15 protein-coding genes and 1 tRNA gene are annotated in these 19,777 nt (G+C 34.5%); all 16 read left to right on the top strand.

Annotated elements, in window-relative coordinates:
* Nucleotides 1–97 precede the first annotated feature (97 nt).
* The 16 genes from H603_RS0107780 to rhuM all read left to right on the top strand — a co-directional run bounded on the left by H603_RS0107780 (nucleotide 98) and on the right by rhuM (nucleotide 19,771).
* Nucleotides 98–1,675: a glycoside hydrolase family 10 protein gene (locus H603_RS0107780; protein WP_051219233.1), complete on the top strand. Its 1,578-nt coding sequence runs from the start codon at nucleotides 98–100 to the stop codon at nucleotides 1,673–1,675.
* Complete coding sequence (locus H603_RS0107775; protein WP_026708052.1) at nucleotides 1,656–2,975, top strand: MFS transporter; 1,320 nt, start codon at nucleotides 1,656–1,658, stop codon at nucleotides 2,973–2,975. The genes H603_RS0107780 and H603_RS0107775 overlap by 20 nt, the downstream gene beginning before the upstream one ends.
* Nucleotides 2,976–3,058: 83 nt before the next feature.
* The gene (locus tag H603_RS0107770; RefSeq protein ID WP_035675664.1) at nucleotides 3,059–4,654 is read left to right on the top strand and encodes a glycoside hydrolase family 3 protein; all 1,596 of its coding nucleotides are present in this window, start codon (nucleotides 3,059–3,061) and stop codon (nucleotides 4,652–4,654) included.
* 232 nt (nucleotides 4,655–4,886) lie between these two features.
* The gene (gene nhaC, locus H603_RS0107765) at nucleotides 4,887–6,344 is read left to right on the top strand and encodes a Na+/H+ antiporter NhaC (protein ID WP_026708050.1); all 1,458 of its coding nucleotides are present in this window, start codon (nucleotides 4,887–4,889) and stop codon (nucleotides 6,342–6,344) included.
* Between the two features lie 183 nt (nucleotides 6,345–6,527).
* Nucleotides 6,528–7,166, top strand: coding sequence for a peroxiredoxin (locus H603_RS0107760; RefSeq protein WP_026708049.1), 639 nt, complete (start codon nucleotides 6,528–6,530; stop codon nucleotides 7,164–7,166).
* A gap of 162 nt (nucleotides 7,167–7,328) precedes the next feature.
* A complete protein-coding gene (locus tag H603_RS0107755) occupies nucleotides 7,329–7,637 on the top strand; it encodes a thioredoxin family protein (protein ID WP_026708048.1) in 309 nt (102 codons plus the stop codon).
* An 80-nt stretch (nucleotides 7,638–7,717) separates the two neighbouring features.
* Complete coding sequence (locus H603_RS0107750; protein ID WP_026708047.1) at nucleotides 7,718–7,975, top strand: DUF6952 family protein; 258 nt, start codon at nucleotides 7,718–7,720, stop codon at nucleotides 7,973–7,975.
* A gap of 176 nt (nucleotides 7,976–8,151) precedes the next feature.
* Nucleotides 8,152–8,649: a thiol peroxidase gene (tpx, locus tag H603_RS0107745; protein WP_026708046.1), complete on the top strand. Its 498-nt coding sequence runs from the start codon at nucleotides 8,152–8,154 to the stop codon at nucleotides 8,647–8,649.
* Between the two features lie 12 nt (nucleotides 8,650–8,661).
* Entirely contained in the window at nucleotides 8,662–9,036 is a 375-nt protein-coding gene (locus tag H603_RS0107740) for a diacylglycerol kinase (RefSeq protein ID WP_026708045.1), read from the top strand.
* Nucleotides 9,037–9,054: 18 nt separating this feature from the next.
* Entirely contained in the window at nucleotides 9,055–11,523 is a 2,469-nt protein-coding gene (locus H603_RS0107735) for a DNA translocase FtsK (protein ID WP_026708044.1), read from the top strand.
* A gap of 4 nt (nucleotides 11,524–11,527) precedes the next feature.
* Nucleotides 11,528–12,169: a LolA family protein gene (locus H603_RS0107730; RefSeq protein WP_026708043.1), complete on the top strand. Its 642-nt coding sequence runs from the start codon at nucleotides 11,528–11,530 to the stop codon at nucleotides 12,167–12,169.
* Nucleotides 12,170–12,177: 8 nt separating this feature from the next.
* Nucleotides 12,178–13,626, top strand: coding sequence for an LptF/LptG family permease (locus H603_RS0107725; protein ID WP_026708042.1), 1,449 nt, complete (start codon nucleotides 12,178–12,180; stop codon nucleotides 13,624–13,626).
* A 1-nt stretch (nucleotide 13,627) separates the two neighbouring features.
* Nucleotides 13,628–14,761 carry a 3,4-dihydroxy-2-butanone-4-phosphate synthase gene (ribB, locus tag H603_RS0107720; RefSeq protein WP_026708041.1) on the top strand — a complete coding sequence of 378 codons (1,134 nt, stop codon included), beginning with the start codon at nucleotides 13,628–13,630 and terminating at the stop codon, nucleotides 14,759–14,761.
* A gap of 166 nt (nucleotides 14,762–14,927) precedes the next feature.
* A tRNA-Ser gene (locus tag H603_RS0107715) sits at nucleotides 14,928–15,012 on the top strand.
* Between the two features lie 557 nt (nucleotides 15,013–15,569).
* Nucleotides 15,570–18,782 (top strand): type I restriction-modification system endonuclease, encoded by a 3,213-nt coding sequence (hsdR, locus tag H603_RS0107710; RefSeq protein WP_026708040.1) that lies wholly within the window; start codon nucleotides 15,570–15,572, stop codon nucleotides 18,780–18,782.
* Nucleotides 18,782–19,771: a virulence protein RhuM/Fic/DOC family protein gene (rhuM, locus tag H603_RS0107705; protein WP_035675661.1), complete on the top strand. Its 990-nt coding sequence runs from the start codon at nucleotides 18,782–18,784 to the stop codon at nucleotides 19,769–19,771. The genes hsdR and rhuM overlap by 1 nt, the downstream gene beginning before the upstream one ends.
* Nucleotides 19,772–19,777 lie beyond the last annotated feature (6 nt).

Below are 19,777 nucleotides of genomic sequence, written 5' to 3'. Positions count from 1 at the left end.
AATTTGCAAGCTATTTCTCTTCTAAATATAAATTATAATAACTCGCTAAAAATTCATCAAAAAAACTATTTTTGATCTAGTAAAAAAACCTCAAATAATGACCAAGAATAAACTTGTATTTGCCTTAATTTCATTTATTATTTTATCTTTCTCAATTGCTAATGCTCAGGAAAAAAAGAGCTATCCAAAGAACGAATTTAGAGCTGTTTGGATCGCAACGGTTGCCAATATTGACTGGCCAAAATCAGGAAATGATCCTATCGAAAAACAAAAAGCAGATTATCTCGAAATATTAGAAGCTTACAAAGCGTTAAATTACAATGCCGTAATTGTACAAATAAGAACAGCAGGAGACGCCTTCTATCCTACCCAGTTAGCACCATGGTCAAAATATTTAACTGGAAAACAAGGAGAAGCTACCGATGGTAACGTGGACTTATTAGCATGGATGATTAACGAAACGCATTTAAAAGGTTTTGAATTTCACGCATGGATTAATCCATATCGCGCAACAATGGACTTGAATACGGCGCAATTGAGTAGAGAACACGATTATTACAAACATCCCGAATGGATGATAAAATATGCCGGAAAATGGTATTACAATCCTGCTTTACCTGAAGTACAAAAACATCTGGTTGCCGTAGTCGATGAAGTTGTGGAGCGATATGATATCGATGCAATTCATTTTGACGACTATTTCTATCCATACAAGGTAACAGGAGAAAATTTTAATGATGGTGCTTCCTTTAAAAAATACGGCAACAGCATGTCTGTTGAAGATTTTAGACGAAACAATGTCAACGATTTTGTGAAAGCAGTTTCGCATACCATAAAAAGTGCTAAACCATGGGTGCAATTTGGTATCAGTCCTTTTGGAGTTTGGCGTAATAAGTCAGTAGACCCTAGAGGTTCTGACACACAATCCGGACAAACAAACTATGATGATTTATTTGCAGATCCTATGGCTTGGATGGAAAATTGCTGGATTGATTATCTAGTTCCACAATTGTATTGGAGCATGGAGCACCGCACCGCTTCCTATTCAAAACTTATTAAATGGTGGGCAGAAAACACCACAAATGTGGCTCTTTACATTGGGAACGGTAGTTACAAAATCAACACTGATTCTGATAAAAGATGGTTTAATCCAACAGAGATTCCGAACCAAATTGACTTAACGAGATCCTATCCTAATATCAACGGAAATGCTTTTTTTAGTGCCAAAGTATTTATCAATAAAAACAAAGCAGTAACACAATTGCTTAGTGATAATCAGTACAAATATCCTGCACTTCCTCATGTCGTTCCTAATTCTCGAAAGATTGTATTAGACGTCCCTTTTGTTTGCGAAAAAATGGAGACTATAAATAGCACGAACTATGTATTTGATTTTCCAACGCATTCAAAAATTCGTTATATCTTAATTTATGCCGCTAAAAAAGGGGAGCGAATTGATACTAACAATGCGAGTCAAATAGTTGATAAAATTGCTTTCACAGAGAAAGAGTTCTATATTACGGTTCCTATCAAAAAGAATTTTAAAGAACCTGAAACAGTATATGCTGCTTCTTTTATAGATTATTATGGAAACGAAAGTTTGCCTACGATTTTGAATCCTATGCTTGCGCCACAAATAAACCAACCGTTAACAAATGAAGAATATAGACCATAAACCTTGGTATTGGATTCCTGTGCTCAACTTTGCATCGGGATTGCCTTATGCTATCATCATTTCGGTATCGGTGATTATGTACAAAAACCTTGGAATCGACAATGAAGATATTGGTGTTTATACTAGTTTACTGTACTTACCATGGGTTATAAAACCACTTTGGAGTCCGTTTATTGATTTGTACGCCACAAAACGAAAATGGTTCTTAGCGATGCAGCTGCTTATTTCCATTGCCTTTTTAGTCGTGGGTTTAACGATACCAATGAATCATTTTTTTGTCATTAGTCTGGCTGTTTTCTGGGTAGCTGCTTTTGCATCTGCTTCAAATGATGTGGCTAGTGATGGATTTTATCTTATCGCTTTAGAAAAAGATCAGCAATCCTTTTTTCTAGGAATTCGCAGCACTTTTTATCGCCTATCACTGCTCACTGCAAATGGTGTAATTGTTATTCTCGCCGGATATCTTGAGGAACAATATAGCGACATGCACAAAGCATGGTCCTACACTATGATTGCAGTAGGACTATTGATGATACTGATCACGATTTATAATTATTTTTCGACTCCAAAGACAGAAAAAGCTATTGTAAAAAATTCGGTTGAAGCTCAAAAAGCTAGTTTTGCATCTGTATTTGCTAGTTTTTTTCGAAAGAAACAAATTGGCCTTGTGCTCGCATTCATCTTGTTATTTAGATTAGGAGAGTCGCAATTACTGAAGATGTTAACACCGTTTTTAATAGACGAAACAGCTGTAGGCGGATTAGGATTAGGTACGCAAGACGTTGGAATTATCTATGGAACCTTCGGACTAATTGCTTTGACTCTAGGTGGGATTTTAGGCGGAATAGCCATTTCAAAAGACGGACTTGGAAAATGGATGTTGCCTATGATTTTAGCGATGCATTTACCTATTATAGGTTTTGTGCTATTGGCTCATTTTCATCCTTCTTTGCTCTACCACATCCAGTGGGATTTGCACTTTTTTAATTTCGATTACAACTTTAATGTTTATACAACCCTAGTTGTTGTTCTAGAGCAGTTTGGTTACGGCTTTGGTTTTGCCGCTTTCATGATGTATTTAATTTATGTTGCAGAAGGCGAATCAAAAACATCACACTATTCTATTGCCACTGGATTTATGGCACTAGGAATGATGTTACCGGGTATGGCTAGTGGTTTTATCCAAGAATATCTAGGGTATGGCAACTTCTTTATTTGGGTATTTATCAGCACAATTCCAGGATTATTACTATCTCGGTTCTTGATATTCCCAAAAGATTTCGGGAAAAAATCAGCATAAAATAATAGCTTTCTGAAGTATTTTTTTCTCTTCTTGGGATTGCGAAAAAGATCCACTTTCGATAAATAAAACATTCGATTACAATGACTTTAAAACAAAAAATAGGACAATTTTTTTTTCCTGCTGTTTTCATCAATGATTCTGAAGAACACATTCAAGAAATGGAGTCACTGATAAAAAACCAGCATATTGGTGGATTAACATTTTTTCATAGTAGAGCTAGTGCCGCAACTAATTATGAAAGCAAGAACAAAGTTGTTTTTAATGACGATAGTTATCAGCGTTTAAAAGAATTGGTCACTCGCTATCAAAAAAGCGCCCAAACTCCCTTATTAATTAGTATCGATGCCGAATGGGGATTGGCAATGCGAGTTGAAAAAACACCTCAGTATCCCTACGCAATCACTTTGGGTGCGCTACCAGAATCCAAATCTGAGTTGGTTTACCAAGTAGGCAAACAAATTGCATTAGACCTACTTTCGGCGGGAATTCATTATAATTTGGCTCCCCTTGCTGATATCAATAATAATCCTAAAAACCCTGTGATAGGCTACCGCTCTTTTGGAGAAAGCAAAGAAAAATTATCACATTTTGCCTTAGAATATGTACGCGGAATGAACGATGCAGGAGTTTTATCTTGCTTGAAGCATTTTCCTGGACATGGAAATACCAGTATTGATTCTCATTTAGATCTACCTATTTTAAATGAAACTTTAAACGAACTTCTAGACAATGAATTGTTTCCTTTTATCGAAGGGATAAAAAACAATGTCGATTCCATTATGATCGGTCATCTGGCTGTGCCCGCTTTAAATGATGGAAAAAACACTTCAGCTACTTTATCTCAAAATGTGATTGAAGGACTATTGCGTAAGCGTCTAGGATATGAAGGTTTGGTAATTTCGGATGCTTTAAATATGCACAGTGTATCTAAATTGTATCCAAAAAAAGGACAGTTAGAATGGGAGGCTTTTAATGCTGGTAATGATGTTTTGTGCTTTGCTGAAAACGTTATTGAAGGTATCGACGAAATTTTAAAAAATGCTACTCCAGAAAGAATTGAAGCAAGTTATGGTCGCATCATGCAAAGCAAAAATAAAGTAGGCGTATTAAAAAATAGTGCTGCCCGAGGCGAAATGAATTTTGAAGCTTCCTCAAGATTAAATACTGAGATAGCAAAACACAGTCTCACCATTGTGAACAATTTTGATGCTGATAAACTAGTTCATCAACCTTCAAAAAAAGATAGCTTAGCTGTAGTCACGTTATGCAACACCAGCAATAATGCTTTTACAGCCGAATTAGCTATGAAACTTAACTTTAAAAGTATCGAAATTAAGAACGAAAATAGTGATCAAGCATCAGATATTATTCAGGATTTGGATCAATGTGAAACAGTTGTTCTAGCTTTATTTTTACCAAAAGCTAAACCTGCTAATAACTTTGATATTGCTCCAGAAATAGTAGCCTTTATTTCGAAAATAATGCAAACGAAGCAATGCATTTTTTACTTATTTGGGAATCCGTATGCTTTGCAAAATATCCCAAATCTTACTTTAGCAAAAGGAATTGTACAAGTGTACCAAGACTTTGATGAGTTCCAAAAAAATGCAGCAAATCAGTTAATAAATGGTAGTACGACTGAAGGTAGATTACCAATTAATGTTAGTTTTTTATAATTTTAAGCTTTATATGTTATTTTAATTCGTTTTTTCGTCAGATGATAGTTGGTTGTTCCTATTAAATTTTCAGCGATAATTTAACTAAGAATCAAGTACTAAGCAATTACAAATTAAAAAAAAGGCGTGTGAACAGCACTGTTAGCTGGGGAATAGATTTACTTCTAAGTGAACTAAATTTTTAGGCTTATAGCTAGTTTTTTATCTATATTGCAATCTCAAACGATATCGCATGGACATAAAAATAAATAAAAACAAAGAATTATCGATTACAGAAGCTTTGATTCCGGTTATAGCTTTAATTATAATGTTAGGATACAATGTATCTGTTTATGGTGACGACGCTTTAAGTGGAAGTAATCAGTTTGTTTTAATTTTAGGTGCTGCGGTTGCTGCAATTGTTGGTTTTTTAAATAAGGTGACCTATCAAAAAATGATGGATGAAGTAGCCGAAAATATTAGAGCTACAGTGGGTGCTATCCTTATCTTATTAATGGTAGGTGCACTAGCAGGAACCTGGTTAGTAAGCGGTATTATTCCTTCGATGATTTATTACGGACTCCAAATATTAAGTCCGGCGATATTTTTACCCGCTACGTTAATTATTTGTTCGATTATTTCGATTGCAACAGGAAGCTCTTGGACGACAAGTGCAACTGTGGGTATTGCATTAATAGGTGTAGGTGGCGCACTAGGTTTTGATTTAGGAATGGTGGCCGGAGCAGTGATTTCTGGAGCCTATTTTGGAGATAAGTTATCGCCAATGTCAGATACAACGAACTTAGCGCCAGCAATGGCAGGAACAGATTTGTTCACGCACATTAGATACATGACTTTGACAACAATACCAACTTACATCATCACTTTAATTTTGTTCATCGTATTAGGACTTTCCGTTGATATCAAGGGAGACGTAAATATTGGCACTTTACTATCAGATATCGAAGCTTCTTTTAATGTATCTGCTTGGTTGTTTCTTGTGCCTGCAATCGTCATTGGTTTAATCGTTAAAAAAACAGAACCACTTATTGCGCTCTTAGCAGGAACACTATTAGCAGCAGTGTTTGCTATCATTTTTCAACCTCATATTTTGAACCAAATTGCTGGTGTTGATGTGATGACATTCGAGTCGGCTTATAAATCGGTGATGGATTCGATAATAGGAAAAGTAGTCGTACCCACAAATAACAGCACTTTAGCCGATTTATTTACTTCGGGTGGAATGCAAAAAATGTTAGGGACTATTTGGTTAATTATTTGTGCGATGGTTTTTGGAGGTGTTATGGACGCTATTGGAGCGCTTTCGCGAATTAGTCAAACATTATTAAAATTAGCACATACGACCTTTGGTTTGTTTGCCTCAACTGTAGGAAGCTGTTTGGCTTTAAACATTACTGCTTCTGATCAGTATCTAGCTATTGTTGTCCCAGGAAAAATGTTTGCAAAAGCATATGAAGAAAAAGGATTGGCACCAGAAAATTTAAGTAGAACCTTAGAAGATTCTGGAACTGTTACCTCTGTATTAATTCCTTGGAACACTTGTGGAGCTTATCAATCTGGTACTTTAGGAGTATCTACCTTTGATTATCTACCATATGCATTCTTTAATATTTTGAGTCCGTTTATGACATTGATATTTGCCGCTTTTAATATTAAAATTAGACAATTGGCTACAGCCAATAAAAAATAATATATTTAAAATACGCAGTAAAAGAGCTAACTTTTTGATAGCGATTAACTTACATTTAAAAACAGTTGCGAAATAGCCAAAAACTATTAATACATAAATTTATATAATCGTTAGTTATTCAAAAAACTAGCTTTATTATTTACTTTTGCATCATCAAAAATAATTAATATAAAATATAATATTATGTCATTAGTAGGAAAAAAATTCCCGAGTATTGCAGTAGACGCTATGTCAGAAATGGGTGATAACTTAAAAATCAACATCTTTGATGAAGCAGTAAACAACAACAAGAAAGTACTATTGTTTTGGTACCCAAAAGATTTTACTTTTGTTTGTCCGACTGAATTACACGCTTTTCAAGCTGCATTACCTGAATTCGAAGAAAGAAATACTATCGTGATTGGTGCTTCTTGTGATACTAACGAAGTACATTTTGCTTGGTTAAACACACCAAAAAACAACGGTGGAATCGAAGGTGTTACTTACCCAATCCTTGCAGACACTAACAGAAACTTATCTAACATTTTAGGTATTCTTGACATTGACTCAACTGAGTACAGTGAAGAAACTGATTCAGTAATTATCGAAGGATCTAATGTAACTTTTAGAGCTACTTACCTTATTGATGAAACTGGAAAAATCTTCCACGAAAGTGTAAATGATATGCCATTAGGTCGTAACGTAAATGAATACTTGCGTATGGTTGATGCTTACACTCACGTACAAGAAAAAGGTGAAGTTTGTCCTGCAAACTGGGAAGCTGGTAAAGAAGCAATGAGTGCTGACAGAAAAAGTACTGCTGACTATTTAAGCGCAAACTAAATTATTTTTAAGAGTTACAAAGTCTCAAAGCGACAAAGCTATTGAGTAGCCGAGTTACAAAGTTTTTAAAACTTTGAGACTTTGTACTTTTTCAATATTGATAATCAATAAAAAACCTTTGCAACTTTGCTTCTAAGTAACTTTGCAACTAAATAAAAACATATGTTAATAGATTTAACCGAAGATACATTAGCGGATATCGTAAGTCAAAACAACAAAGTTGTTGTGCAATATTCTGCTTCATGGTGTGGGAACTGCCGAATCATGAAACCAAAATTCAAGAAATTAGCAACAGAAAACGAAGCAGTAACTTTCGTGCTTGTTGATGCTGAAAATTCTCCTGAATCAAGAAAACTAGCAAATGTTAGCAATTTACCAACTTTCGCCACTTTTGTAGATGGAAAATTAGTAAACGAAACACAAACTAACAAACAAGAAGTACTAATTGAATTAGTGAACGAAATTGTTTAAAAGTTGAATTGGTTAATCGTTAAAAAACGTCTGACCTAACGAATAAACAAATCAACGAATAACCGAATAAACATCAAAAAATGAAATTACCTGTAATAAAGCATCTTACCCAATTTATAGAAGATAACGATCAAGATTATATCATAGAAACTATTGACGTTCTGGAAGCAATGACTGAAATTCCTTCATTGAAAGACGAAGAGTTAGATGTTATAGGAGAACTAATTTCGAATATGTATGGTGCTATTGAAGTGCATAAAATGGTAAAGAGCGGTACTGATAAAAAGGAAGCTCTTAATACTTTTATGAAAAGAGTAATGGGATCAATCGACAAATAATTGTTGGCAATCACATTTTGACTATGAAAAACGTACTTATTTTAGGTGCGTTTTTTTGTTTTATAGCATTTCATAAGCAAACTACAGTCGCTTACAATAGATTATAAAACTTAAGCGTTAAAACTTAAATCTTAAATAAATTTCATACTTTTGAACCTTAACAAAAAGCAAAAAAAATGGCATCAATTACATTAGGAGGAAATCCGATAAATACATCAGGAGAGTTACCAAAAGTGGGATCAAAACTAGCTGATTACAAACTAGTACAAAATGATTTATCTGTAGCGTCATTAAGTGATTTTGCTGGTAAAAAAGTTATTTACAATATTTTTCCAAGTGTTGATACAGGAACTTGCGCTGCTTCAGTTAGAAAATTCAATCAATCTGCCGCTAATTTAAGCAACACGGTTGTACTATGTATTTCAAGAGATTTACCATTTGCTCAAAAACGTTTTTGTGGTGCTGAAGGATTAGAAGATGTGATCAATTTATCTGATTTTAAAACAGGTGACTTTGGTAAATCTAATGGATTAGAGATTTTAGACGGCCCTCTTGCAGGATTACACTCTAGAGTTTTGATCGTTACAGATGAAAACGGAATTGTATTGTACACAGAGCAAGTTGGCGAAATTGCTGATGAACCAAATTACGAGGCAGCTCTAGCAGTACTTTAATATTTCAATTTAATGGAATTTAAAAAAGACAATACTTTTTTTACCGGGAGATTAAAAAGCGTTAATTACGCAATAAAAGGTGCCATCAAACTAATTACAACAGAACACAGTGTGATGGTACAATTCTCCCTAGGAATTATAATGGTACTCGCAGGGATTTTTTTCCAAATTACAGCAACCGAATGGCTTTTTCAAACATTAGCAATAGGTCTTGTAATGAGTGTCGAAGGATTGAACACTGCTATTGAGAAAATAGCCGATTTTATCCACCCAGATTACCATGAAAGAATAGGTTTTATAAAAGATATTGCTGCCGGTGCTGTTTTCTTTGCAGCTATTACGGCAATAATCATCGGTTTAATAATTTACATGCCAAAAATAGTATAGGCAAAAGTACACTCCATAATGGCAAAAAAGACAAAAACAGCCCCTACAGATAAAAAAAACAATACCAAAACAACTGGTACCACTGCCAAAAAAACAATAACAAAACAACATAAAATAGTGTTAGGTGCACTATTAATTTTGTTTGCTATCGTGTTGCTAGTTGCGTTTATTTCTTTCTTTATTCACGGTCAACAAGATCAAAGCGCAGCGGCTGCTTTTACTGATCGCAGCGAAGAAGTTCAAAATTGGTCCGGTAAATTTGGCGCCTATCTAGCCAATCTATTTGTATACAACGGTTTTGGCTTGGCTTCTTTTGTTTTTGTACGTTTGTTTTTACTCACTGGGATTTATCTAGTAGTAAGCTTACCTGTTAGAAAACTAAAAGCAACATGGTTTTGGGACTTGTATATCATGATTATCTTGTCAGTTCTTTTAGGATTTTTTGCTACCTCAATACCAGAATTAGGGGGAATTGTAGGTTTTGAACTTAATTTATTTTTGCAAGATTATGTAGGGAAAACAGGAACATTGCTCTTGTTGTTTTTCGGAGTAATTGTGTACATTATTTTCAAATTGAAAGTATCTCCAGAAAAAATACAATCTCTTTTTGAAAGCACCAAAAGGGATTTTAAAAGTGATCTCTCAAGTATTAAATCTACTACTACATCTACAGATGCAGCTTACAATCTGGAGGAATTTGCTGTAGAAGAATCAGATGGTTTTGTCCCTGCAAAAGAAGAAGTTGTCAAACAAAAACCTTCTCAATTCGAAATAAACAAAGAATCTTTAAAACCAACTATTTCGCACTCTTCAGAGATCAAAAGAGAGCCAACTGCGCCATCTCAAGCAATGTCTTTGGATCACAATACACCACCTCCACTTCCTGAAGAATCTACAGATAGCTTCGTAATTGAGACTGCTGAGGAGGAAGTTATCATTGAAGAGAATTTAGCTTCAAGGTTGGTTTCTGACTTTGGATTATTCGATCCAACATTAGATTTATCTAATTATAAGTACCCTACAATCGATCTATTAAAAGAGTACTCTACAGGAGGTATCACAATTAATCAAGCAGAATTAGAAGAAAACAAAAACCGAATTGTAGATACACTTCGCAACTATAAAATCGAAATCGCCCAAATTAAAGCAACTGTTGGTCCATCGGTTACTTTATACGAAATCGTACCAGAGGCGGGAATTAGGATTTCGAAAATTAAAAATTTAGAAGACGATATTGCATTATCGCTTTCAGCTTTGGGAATTCGTATCATTGCTCCTATTCCAGGAAAAGGAACGATTGGTATCGAGGTGCCAAATAAGAATCCAACGATCGTTTCGATGAAAAGTGTTATTGGCTCAGCCAAATTTCAAGAGGCAGAAATGGAATTACCTATCGCGCTTGGAAAAACTATTTCGAATGAAACCTTTGTGGTCGATTTGGCTAAAATGCCCCATCTATTAATGGCGGGAGCTACAGGTCAAGGTAAATCTGTTGGTTTAAATGCCGTACTGACTTCGTTATTGTACAAAAAACATCCAGCCGAAGTAAAATTTGTTTTGGTTGACCCTAAAAAAGTAGAACTTACTTTATTTAATAAAATTGAGAGACATTATCTAGCCAAACTTCCAGATACGGAAGATGCGATTATCACCGATAATGCAAAAGTGGTTAACACGCTAAATTCACTTTGTGTGGAAATGGACAACCGTTACTCCTTGTTAAAAGACGCGATGGTGCGTAATATTAAGGAGTATAATGATAAATTTAAGGCTCGAAAACTTAATCCAGAGAATGGACACCGTTTTTTACCATACATTATATTGGTAGTCGATGAGTTTGCTGACTTAATCATGACAGCAGGAAAAGAAGTGGAAGTTCCTATTGCTCGTTTAGCACAATTAGCGCGTGCGATTGGTATTCACTTGATTATTGCAACACAGCGTCCATCGGTGAATGTAATTACAGGTTTGATCAAGGCCAACTTCCCTGCGAGGATTGCATTTAGAGTAACCTCAAAAATTGACTCGAGAACTATTCTTGACACGCAAGGAGCAGATCAATTGATTGGTCGTGGAGATATGTTGTATACCAATGGAAATGATGTCGTGCGTGTACAATGTGCATTCATAGATACACCTGAGGTTGAAAAAATTACCGATTTTATTGGTTCGCAAAAAGCATATGCAACTGCTTATTTATTACCAGAATTCGTTGGAGAGGAAAGTGGCATCAATCTTGATGTAGATATTTCCGAGAGAGACACTTTGTTTAGAGAAGCGGCTGAGATTATCGTAAACGCACAACAAGGTTCAGCATCCTTATTGCAACGTAAGCTAAAATTAGGTTACAATAGAGCGGGTCGTTTAATTGACCAACTTGAGCAAGCTGGAATCGTAGGACCGTTTGAAGGTAGTAAAGCGCGATCTGTAAACATACTTGATTTGACCTCTCTCGATCAATTTTTTAACAACGAACAAAATAATTAAGACCATGAAAAAATTAATTCAGATTGCATTTATTATCCTTTTTAGCTTTTCTGTTCAAGCACAAGATCAAAAAGCTAAAGCCCTTTTAGATCAAGTGACTACTAAAGTAAAAAGCTATAATAATATTGTAATTGATTTTAAATATTCATTAAACAATTCTAGGGAAAATATCAATCAAGATAGTAAAGGAAATGTAACTCTTAAAGGGAATCAATATGTATTGAACTTTATGGGAATTACAAAAATATACGATGGTAAAAAGAACTATACGATTGTTCCTGAAGACGAGGAAATCACAATTTCTAGTGTTAATGAGAACGATGATAACGCAATCACGCCATCTAAGATGTTGACTTTCTTTAACAAGGGCTACAAGTATTACATGGATATTATTCAAGATGTAAGAGGTAGAAAAATTCAGTATATCAAATTGATTCCAACCAACCCAAAAGATCAACGAAAAGAGATTTTGCTAGGAATCGATGTGCAAACAAAACACATCTATAATTTGATCGAAATGGGGAAAAAAGGAACAAAAACGACTTTAACCGTTAATTCTTTCAAAACCAATCAGCCATTGTCAAAAAATCAATTTACCTTTGCGCAAAGTAAATATCCAAATTACTACATCAATAAATTAGATTAAATTATTAGGTGAAAATTCTTGACAAATACTTATTAAAAACATTCTTGATTACATTTACTACGGTATTTGTAATCTTGTTTTTTATATTCATACTGCAAACCGTGTGGTTGTTCATTGCTGAGCTAGCCGGAAAAGATTTGGACTTCGTTTTAGTCCTTAAATTTTTAATGTTTTCGATGCCTCGTATCATTCCATTGGTGCTGCCGTTGTCTATATTGCTAGCTTCTATTATGAGTTTTGGTAACCTTGCCGAAAACTATGAATTTGCAGCTATGAAATCTTCAGGAATTTCGCTTCAAAGATCGATGCGTTACTTAACAGTATCGATTCTTGCGCTTAGTGTGCTTGCTTTTATATTTGCCAACAACGTTATTCCTTATGCCGAATTTAAGTTTATTAATTTTCGAAAAAATATCGCTCAAGTAAAACCAGCCTTGGCTATAGCCGAAGGTCAGTTTAGCGATGTAGGTCTTTACAATATAAAAGTAGATAAGAAATCTGGAGAGAACGGAAATTTTCTATCAGGTATTACCATTCATAAAAAAGCAACTGGTGGTGACGGTAGTAAAACCGTTATAAAAGCAGTAAATGGTGAATTAATTAGTAGCGAGGCTTCTAGCATTTTACAGCTAGTACTGAACGACGGAAACTACTACGAGGACATCACTCCTAAAAAATATGAGGACCGCCAAAAACTCCCTTTTGCCAAAAGTTCTTTCAAAAAATACACCATTAATATTGACTTGTCAAAGTTAAATCAAGTCGATGTAGATGAAAAAGATGTCGCGAGCACCAATACTATGCTCGACGTGAACGAACTTAGATATACCATCGATTCTTTAAATACAAGCTATAAAACAGAGATTGTTTCTTACTCTGAAAACATTAATTTACGCACAGGAATCCAAAGAGCGACACCGCCTTTAAGCACAAAAGCCTCTTACAAACCAAGACAAATTCCTAACGATATTCTATCTAAATTTTCGAAAGAAAAGCAATCTGAAATACTAAAAATTGCCAGCAGCAACTTGGTAAGTACAAATTATTCTATTGATGCAACCAAAGTAAACTTAGAGAACAAACAGAAAAACATCAACAATCACCTACTCGCTTTCTATGATAAATTTGTCATTGCGTATGCCTGTATCATGATGTTTTTTATAGGTGCTCCACTTGGTGCCATTATTAGAAAAGGAGGACTTGGACTTCCTATTATTTTTGCTGTATTAATTTTTATATCCTTTCACTTTATCAACACCTTTGGTAAAAGAATGGCTCAAGAAAACGGAATCACTCCGTTTCTAGGTGCTTGGATGTCGTCGATGATTTTGACGCCACTGGCAGTATTGTTAACTTACAGAGCGACAAATGACATAGGATTGATCAACATGGATGTGATCCTATCCCCTTTCCAAAAATTATTTAAAAAATTATTCCCACCCAAAAAAAAAGCGTAACATGCTAATTGATAAAATACAATTGAATACCATTGAAGAAGCTATTGAAGACATTCGTCAAGGAAAAATTATCATCGTTGTTGATGATGAAGATCGCGAAAACGAAGGTGACTTTCTAGCCGCTGCTGAAAAAGTAACTCCTGAAATGATCAACTTTATGGCCACTCATGGTCGCGGATTGATTTGCGCTCCCTTAACGGAAAGTCGTTGTAAAGAGTTAGGACTTCACGTGATGGTTAACAACAATACAGATCACATGGAAACTGCCTTTACAGTTTCTGTAGATTTAAAAGGGCGTGGTGTAACCACAGGAATCTCGGCCGCTGATAGATCTCTTACGACTATGGCACTTGTAGATCCAGATACTAAACCACATGATTTAGCACGTCCTGGACATATTTTCCCATTGATAGCAAAGCAAGGTGGTGTGTTGAGAAGAACAGGTCATACAGAAGCAGCGATAGATTTTGCGCGTCTAGCAGGATTTAAATCGGCTGGTGTGATTTGCGAAATCATGAATGAAGATGGGTCAATGGCTCGCTTACCACAATTAGTAGCTGTAGCTAAAAGATTTGATTTGAAATTGGTTTCTATCGAAGATTTAGTTGCTTATAGAATGCAACACGATAGTTTAATCATCAAGAAAGATGATTTTGATATTCAAACTCGTTTTGGAACGTTCCGTTTGAGAGCTTATGAGCAAACAACTAACAAGCAAATACATATTGCTTTGACAAAAGGAACTTGGAATTTAGGAGAACCTATTTTGACAAGAATCAATTCGTCACAAGTAAATAACGACCTATTAGGAACTTTGACAAATGACGCTGACAAGCAGTTAGACGACATGTTTAAGGCAATTAACAATCAAGGTAAGGGCGCAGTTATTTTTATAAATCAAGACATGCAAGCGGTAAATTTATTAAACCGTTTGACCGAATTGAAAGAATTACAAGAAGCAGGCCAAATGAAAGCACCTAAAATCATTATCGATAGTAAAGATTTCGGAATTGGAGCGCAAATTTTGCACGATATCGATATCTCAAAAATCAGATTAGTGAGTAATTCTGTGCAAGAAAAACGCGTAGGAATGATAGGTTACGGTCTAGAAATAACAGAATACGTAAGCTACTAAGTATAATTTTTATAATTAATTGATTTTTTCTGTTTGCTAAAACTAAGAAAATGAATTGGTTAAAAAATAAATTAAAAATTAGCCAATTTTTTTGTTCGAAAAGGATAAAAAAACCAAAAAAGCAACTTATATTTGCACTCGCAATCAGCAATGGTAGCGAGTTACTGGAGAAATGGCAGAGCGGTCGAATGCGGCAGTCTTGAAAACTGTTGACTGTAACAGGTCCGGGGGTTCGAATCCCTCTTTCTCCGCAAAGGAAACCCGAAACGAAAGTTTCGGGTTTTTTGTTTTTAAGATTATGATAAAAGTTTACTTTTGTCATAATCTTAAAAACAAAAACTAAATCAAAACTTATTTTGAGTTGAATTTTATTTGTAGGTATCCCCTTTTGGGATCATGAAATAACCCCTCTTTCTCCGCAAAGGAAACCCGAAACGAAAGTTTCGGGTTTTTTGTTTTTAGGGTTATATCAAAAGTTTACTCTTTTGGGAGTAAGCTTAAAAACAAAAAACTAAATCAAAATTTATTTTGAGTTGGGCTTTATTTGTAGGTTTCCCCTTCTGGGATCATGAAGTAATCCCTCTTTTTTCCAGATGACAGCCTTATAAAATTTCTCAAAATCTTTCCTAACTCAAGAAAAAATCACTAAAAGTGGGTATGGTGTAACTCTTAAAAATACTGTTTATTTACAGATCAATTACACTTACTACAATATCCTATTTTTTATAATACCACTCTCTTATAAATATTCGATACATTAGCAATTGATAACAAAAGATGTAAATTCTTATTTATTCAGTTTAATTTCATGGCTTCAACATTCTCATTCCTAGAAATAAATTACCCTGAGCTATTCACTATTAGTGAATTATCTGAGCGATTGATTTATATCGATCCTAGTTCATCCTTATCTAAGTCACGTTTATTTTCTGAAAAACTGGCACAACTAATTTGGCAATTTGAAGATTTGGCGCCTTTTGACGGAAATCAAGTGGAACGAATCAATCAATTGTTTTATAAAAACTGTATTCCAGACGTTATAAAAGATATTTTTCATGCAATTAGAAAATCAGGAAACAAGGCTAGTCACGATGGAAGTGGTTCGAAGCAAGAAGCCTTATATATTCTCAAAAAATGTTTTCAATTAGCTAAGTGGTTTTATGAAACCTTTGAGAATGATTATATAGAAACTACAGAATATCAACTTCCTGAAGATAATCAGAAAGTTAGTTTAAATAATTTAAATGCTGAACTGGATCGATTATCAAAACAAGTAGTCGATTATCAGACAAAAGTGGCTACTATCAATGCAACACCTGAACTCGTGACAGAGAGACAGCAACGTGCCATAACGAATGCCAATAACATAGGTAAAACCGAAGCAGAAACAAGAGCTATTATTGATGAACAATTAAGAGATGCTGGTTGGGACTGTGAAACGGAAAAGCTTAATTATAAAAAGAATAAGTCGCTACCCGAAAAAGGAAAGGATAGAGCAATAGCCGAATGGCCATGTAATGGAAAATGGGCTGATTATGCTTTGTTTGTAGGATTGGAACTATACGGTATTGTAGAAGCTAAAAAGTTTGCAACGGATATTTCGACTGATTTGCATCAATCAAAAATATATGCAGAAAGAATAGAAGCACAAGACAATTTCAAATTGTTGGGAAAATGGAATGGCTATAAAGTTCCATTTCTCTTCTCTACGAATGGACGAAATTATTTGGAACAAATAAAAACCAAAAGCGGTATATGGTACTTAGACATTCGTAAAGAACGCAATAGGTCAGAAGCACTACGAGGTTGGTTTTCGCCACAAGGATTAGTTGATTTGTTTGAAAGAGATATTGAAACTGCAAACAGCCGCTTGCAAGTAAGTGAATACGATTATTTACAAAATCCCAGTGGTTTAGGATTACGCTATTATCAAATAGATGCTATTAAAGCAGTAGAAGAAAAACTGATTAATCATCCTGAAGATAAACGTGCTCTTTTGGTAATGGCTACAGGTACAGGAAAAACGAGAACAACTATTGGTTTGGCCTACCGCTTCATTAAATCAGATCGTTTTAAACGTATTTTGTTTTTAACAGACAGACGTTTATTAGCATCACAGGCATTAGGGAGTTTTAAAGACAATAAAGTAGAGGACATAAATACCTTTTCTAATATTTATAAAATAGAGGAAATGAAAGATGCGTACCCTGAAACAGAAACGAGACTGCATTTTGCTACCGTTCAAAGTATGGTGAAACGTCTTTTTTATTCGGATAAAGAAACATTAGCTATCGATGCTTATGATTGCATTATTATTGATGAAGCACATAGAGGCTATAATCTAGACAAAGAGATAAACGAGGAGGATTTATCCTTTAAAGATGAGAATGATTATGTAGGTCAGTATAAAAAGGTGATAGAGTATTTTAATGCTTATATCATTGGGTTAACTGCTACGCCGGCTTTGCACACCACTGAAATTTTTGGAAAACCGGTACACAATTACTCTTATCGCGAAGCTGTTATTGATGGTTTTTTGACTGATCATGAGCCGCCTTATATTATTAAAACTAATTTGAGCGAAAACGGTATTCTTTGGGAGAAAGGTAAAAAGCCAAAAGCTTTTAATCCTGAAACGAATGGTATTGAGGAGTTAGCTGAATTAGAAGATGAACTACTGGTCGAAATTGAACAATTCAATAAATTAGTGATTACCGAGCCTTTCAATAGAGCGGTAGTAAAAGAGTTAGTTCAAAACATAGATCCTGAAGGGGACGAAAAAACCTTGATTTTTGCAGTTCGGGATTTTCATGCGGATTTAATTGTGAATCTACTAAAAGAAGAATATGCCGAAATAGGTATTGATGTTCCAGAAGGGGCTATTCAAAAATTAACAGGTAATGTATATGATGTTGAGAATTTAACCAAACGATTCAAAAACGAGAAGTTCCCCAATATTGTAGTGACTGTTGATTTGTTGACCACAGGAATTGATGTGCCTCAAATAACTAATTTGGTATTTTTACGCAGAGTACGTTCCCGTATTTTATTTGAACAAATGTTAGGTCGAGCCACTCGTTTGTGTCCAGAAATTAACAAACAATTTTTCAAGATTTATGATGCTGTTCGGGTTTATGAAGCCTTGGAAGATTTTACACAAATGAAAACCGTTTCCAATCCTTCTATATCCTTTCAAAGATTAATCGAAGAATTGGATTTTATAGATAGTCCTGCACGTAGCAAAAAACAATTAGAACAAATTGTAGCCAAGTTACAACGCAAAAAGAAGCAAATTAATGACGGGCAACTGGAACAATTCATGTATTTTGCTCAAGGGGATAGTCCAGAAGATTTCATAAAAAACTTATTAGATATTGAAGGACAAGACGTCAAAAAAGTATTGACTAATTATGCTAGCCTTTGGGATTTCTTAGATAAAAAAGTATATCAACCTAAAATGCAATTGCTATCAGATCACCATGACGAAGTAATAGGTATAGAACGCGGGTATGGTAAAGCTTCGAAACCAGAGGATTATATTGAGAATTTCAAACAGTTTATTGAGGAAAATAGAAATACTATTTTGGCTTTAAAAACCATATGCACCAAACCATCTGATTTAGATCGGAAATCCCTAAAAGAATTAAAATTGCTTTTAGACGAAAAAGGATTTAATATTCCTACGCTGAATACTGCTTGGAAAAATGCCAAAAATCAAGATATAGCGGCGGATATTATTTCTTATATTCGAACTTTAGCATTAGATACGGTTTTAGTAAGTCATGAAGACCGTATTAAAAATGCAATTACCAAAGTAAAAGCTATGAAATCTTGGAATATGCACCAATTAAAATGGATTGAACGCTTTGAAAAACAATTGCTGCATGAAGATATCTTCGATAAAGAATTTATCAACCAAACCTTTAAAGAAGAAGGTGGTATAGCTCGTATTCAAAAGATATTCAACAACGAATTAGATCAAGTGATTGCTTTGTTGAATGATAATTTATTTACAGCCTAATGAGTGATATTATAATTTATACTTCCAAAGGAAATCATACTCAAATTGAAGTCCAGTTTGAAGATGAAACTGTTTGGTTAAATCAAAAACAGATTGCAGAAGTTTTTGGAACAGAAGTGCCGGCTATAAATAAGCATATTAAAAATATACTTAAAGAGTCTGAATTGTCGCCTGAAGCAACTATTTCCAAAATGGAAATAGTTCAAATAGAAGGAAGCAGAAAAGTAACTAGAAAAGTTGATTTTTATAACCTTGATATGATTATTTCGGTGGGCTATAGAGTGAATTCAGCTAAAGCTACCAAGTTTAGAATTTGGGCAACCCAACGTTTAAAGGACTATTTAGTAAAAGGCTATGTACTCAATAACAAGCGATTAAGGGAACTCAATTATAAATACACCGAAATTCAGCAGGCGTTACAGTTGGCGACAAAAGCAGCCAATATTGACAATTTATCCTCAAACGAAGCCAAAGGAATTCTAAAAGTATTAGAGCAATATGCCTATGCTTTAGACACTTTAGATAAATACGATCATCAAAAACTGAGTATTGATGAGGAGAATATCGCTACAGAAATCAAGCATCTTACTTATGATGAAGCGATTAAAGAAATAAGGATTTGGCGAGACTTTCAGCAAGCAGGAAATTTATTTGGTAATGAAAAAGATCAGTCCTTTAAAAGTTCTTTAGAAACTATTTATCAAACTTTTGATTCAGTAGATTTGTACCCCACAATTGAAGAAAAAGCAGCTAACCTCTTGTATTTTGTAGTGAAGAATCATTCGTTTTCGGATGGGAATAAACGAATAGCAGCAGGATTGTTTATCTACTTTTTGGACCTGAATAACAAATTACTAAACCAAGAAGGAAATAAAAAAATTGCCGATAATGCCTTGGTAGCCATAACAATCATGATTGCCGAAAGCAGATCAGAAGAGAAAGACATGATGACCAAATTAGTGGTCAATTTAATTAATGATAAAAATTAATATTGG

Origin of the sequence: Flavobacterium frigidarium DSM 17623 (assembly GCF_000425505.1) — a bacterium.
Taxonomy (GTDB): domain Bacteria; phylum Bacteroidota; class Bacteroidia; order Flavobacteriales; family Flavobacteriaceae; genus Flavobacterium; species Flavobacterium frigidarium.
The sequence above is the reverse complement of the archived record's forward strand: the minus strand, read 5'-3'. Positions and strand labels throughout refer to the sequence as shown.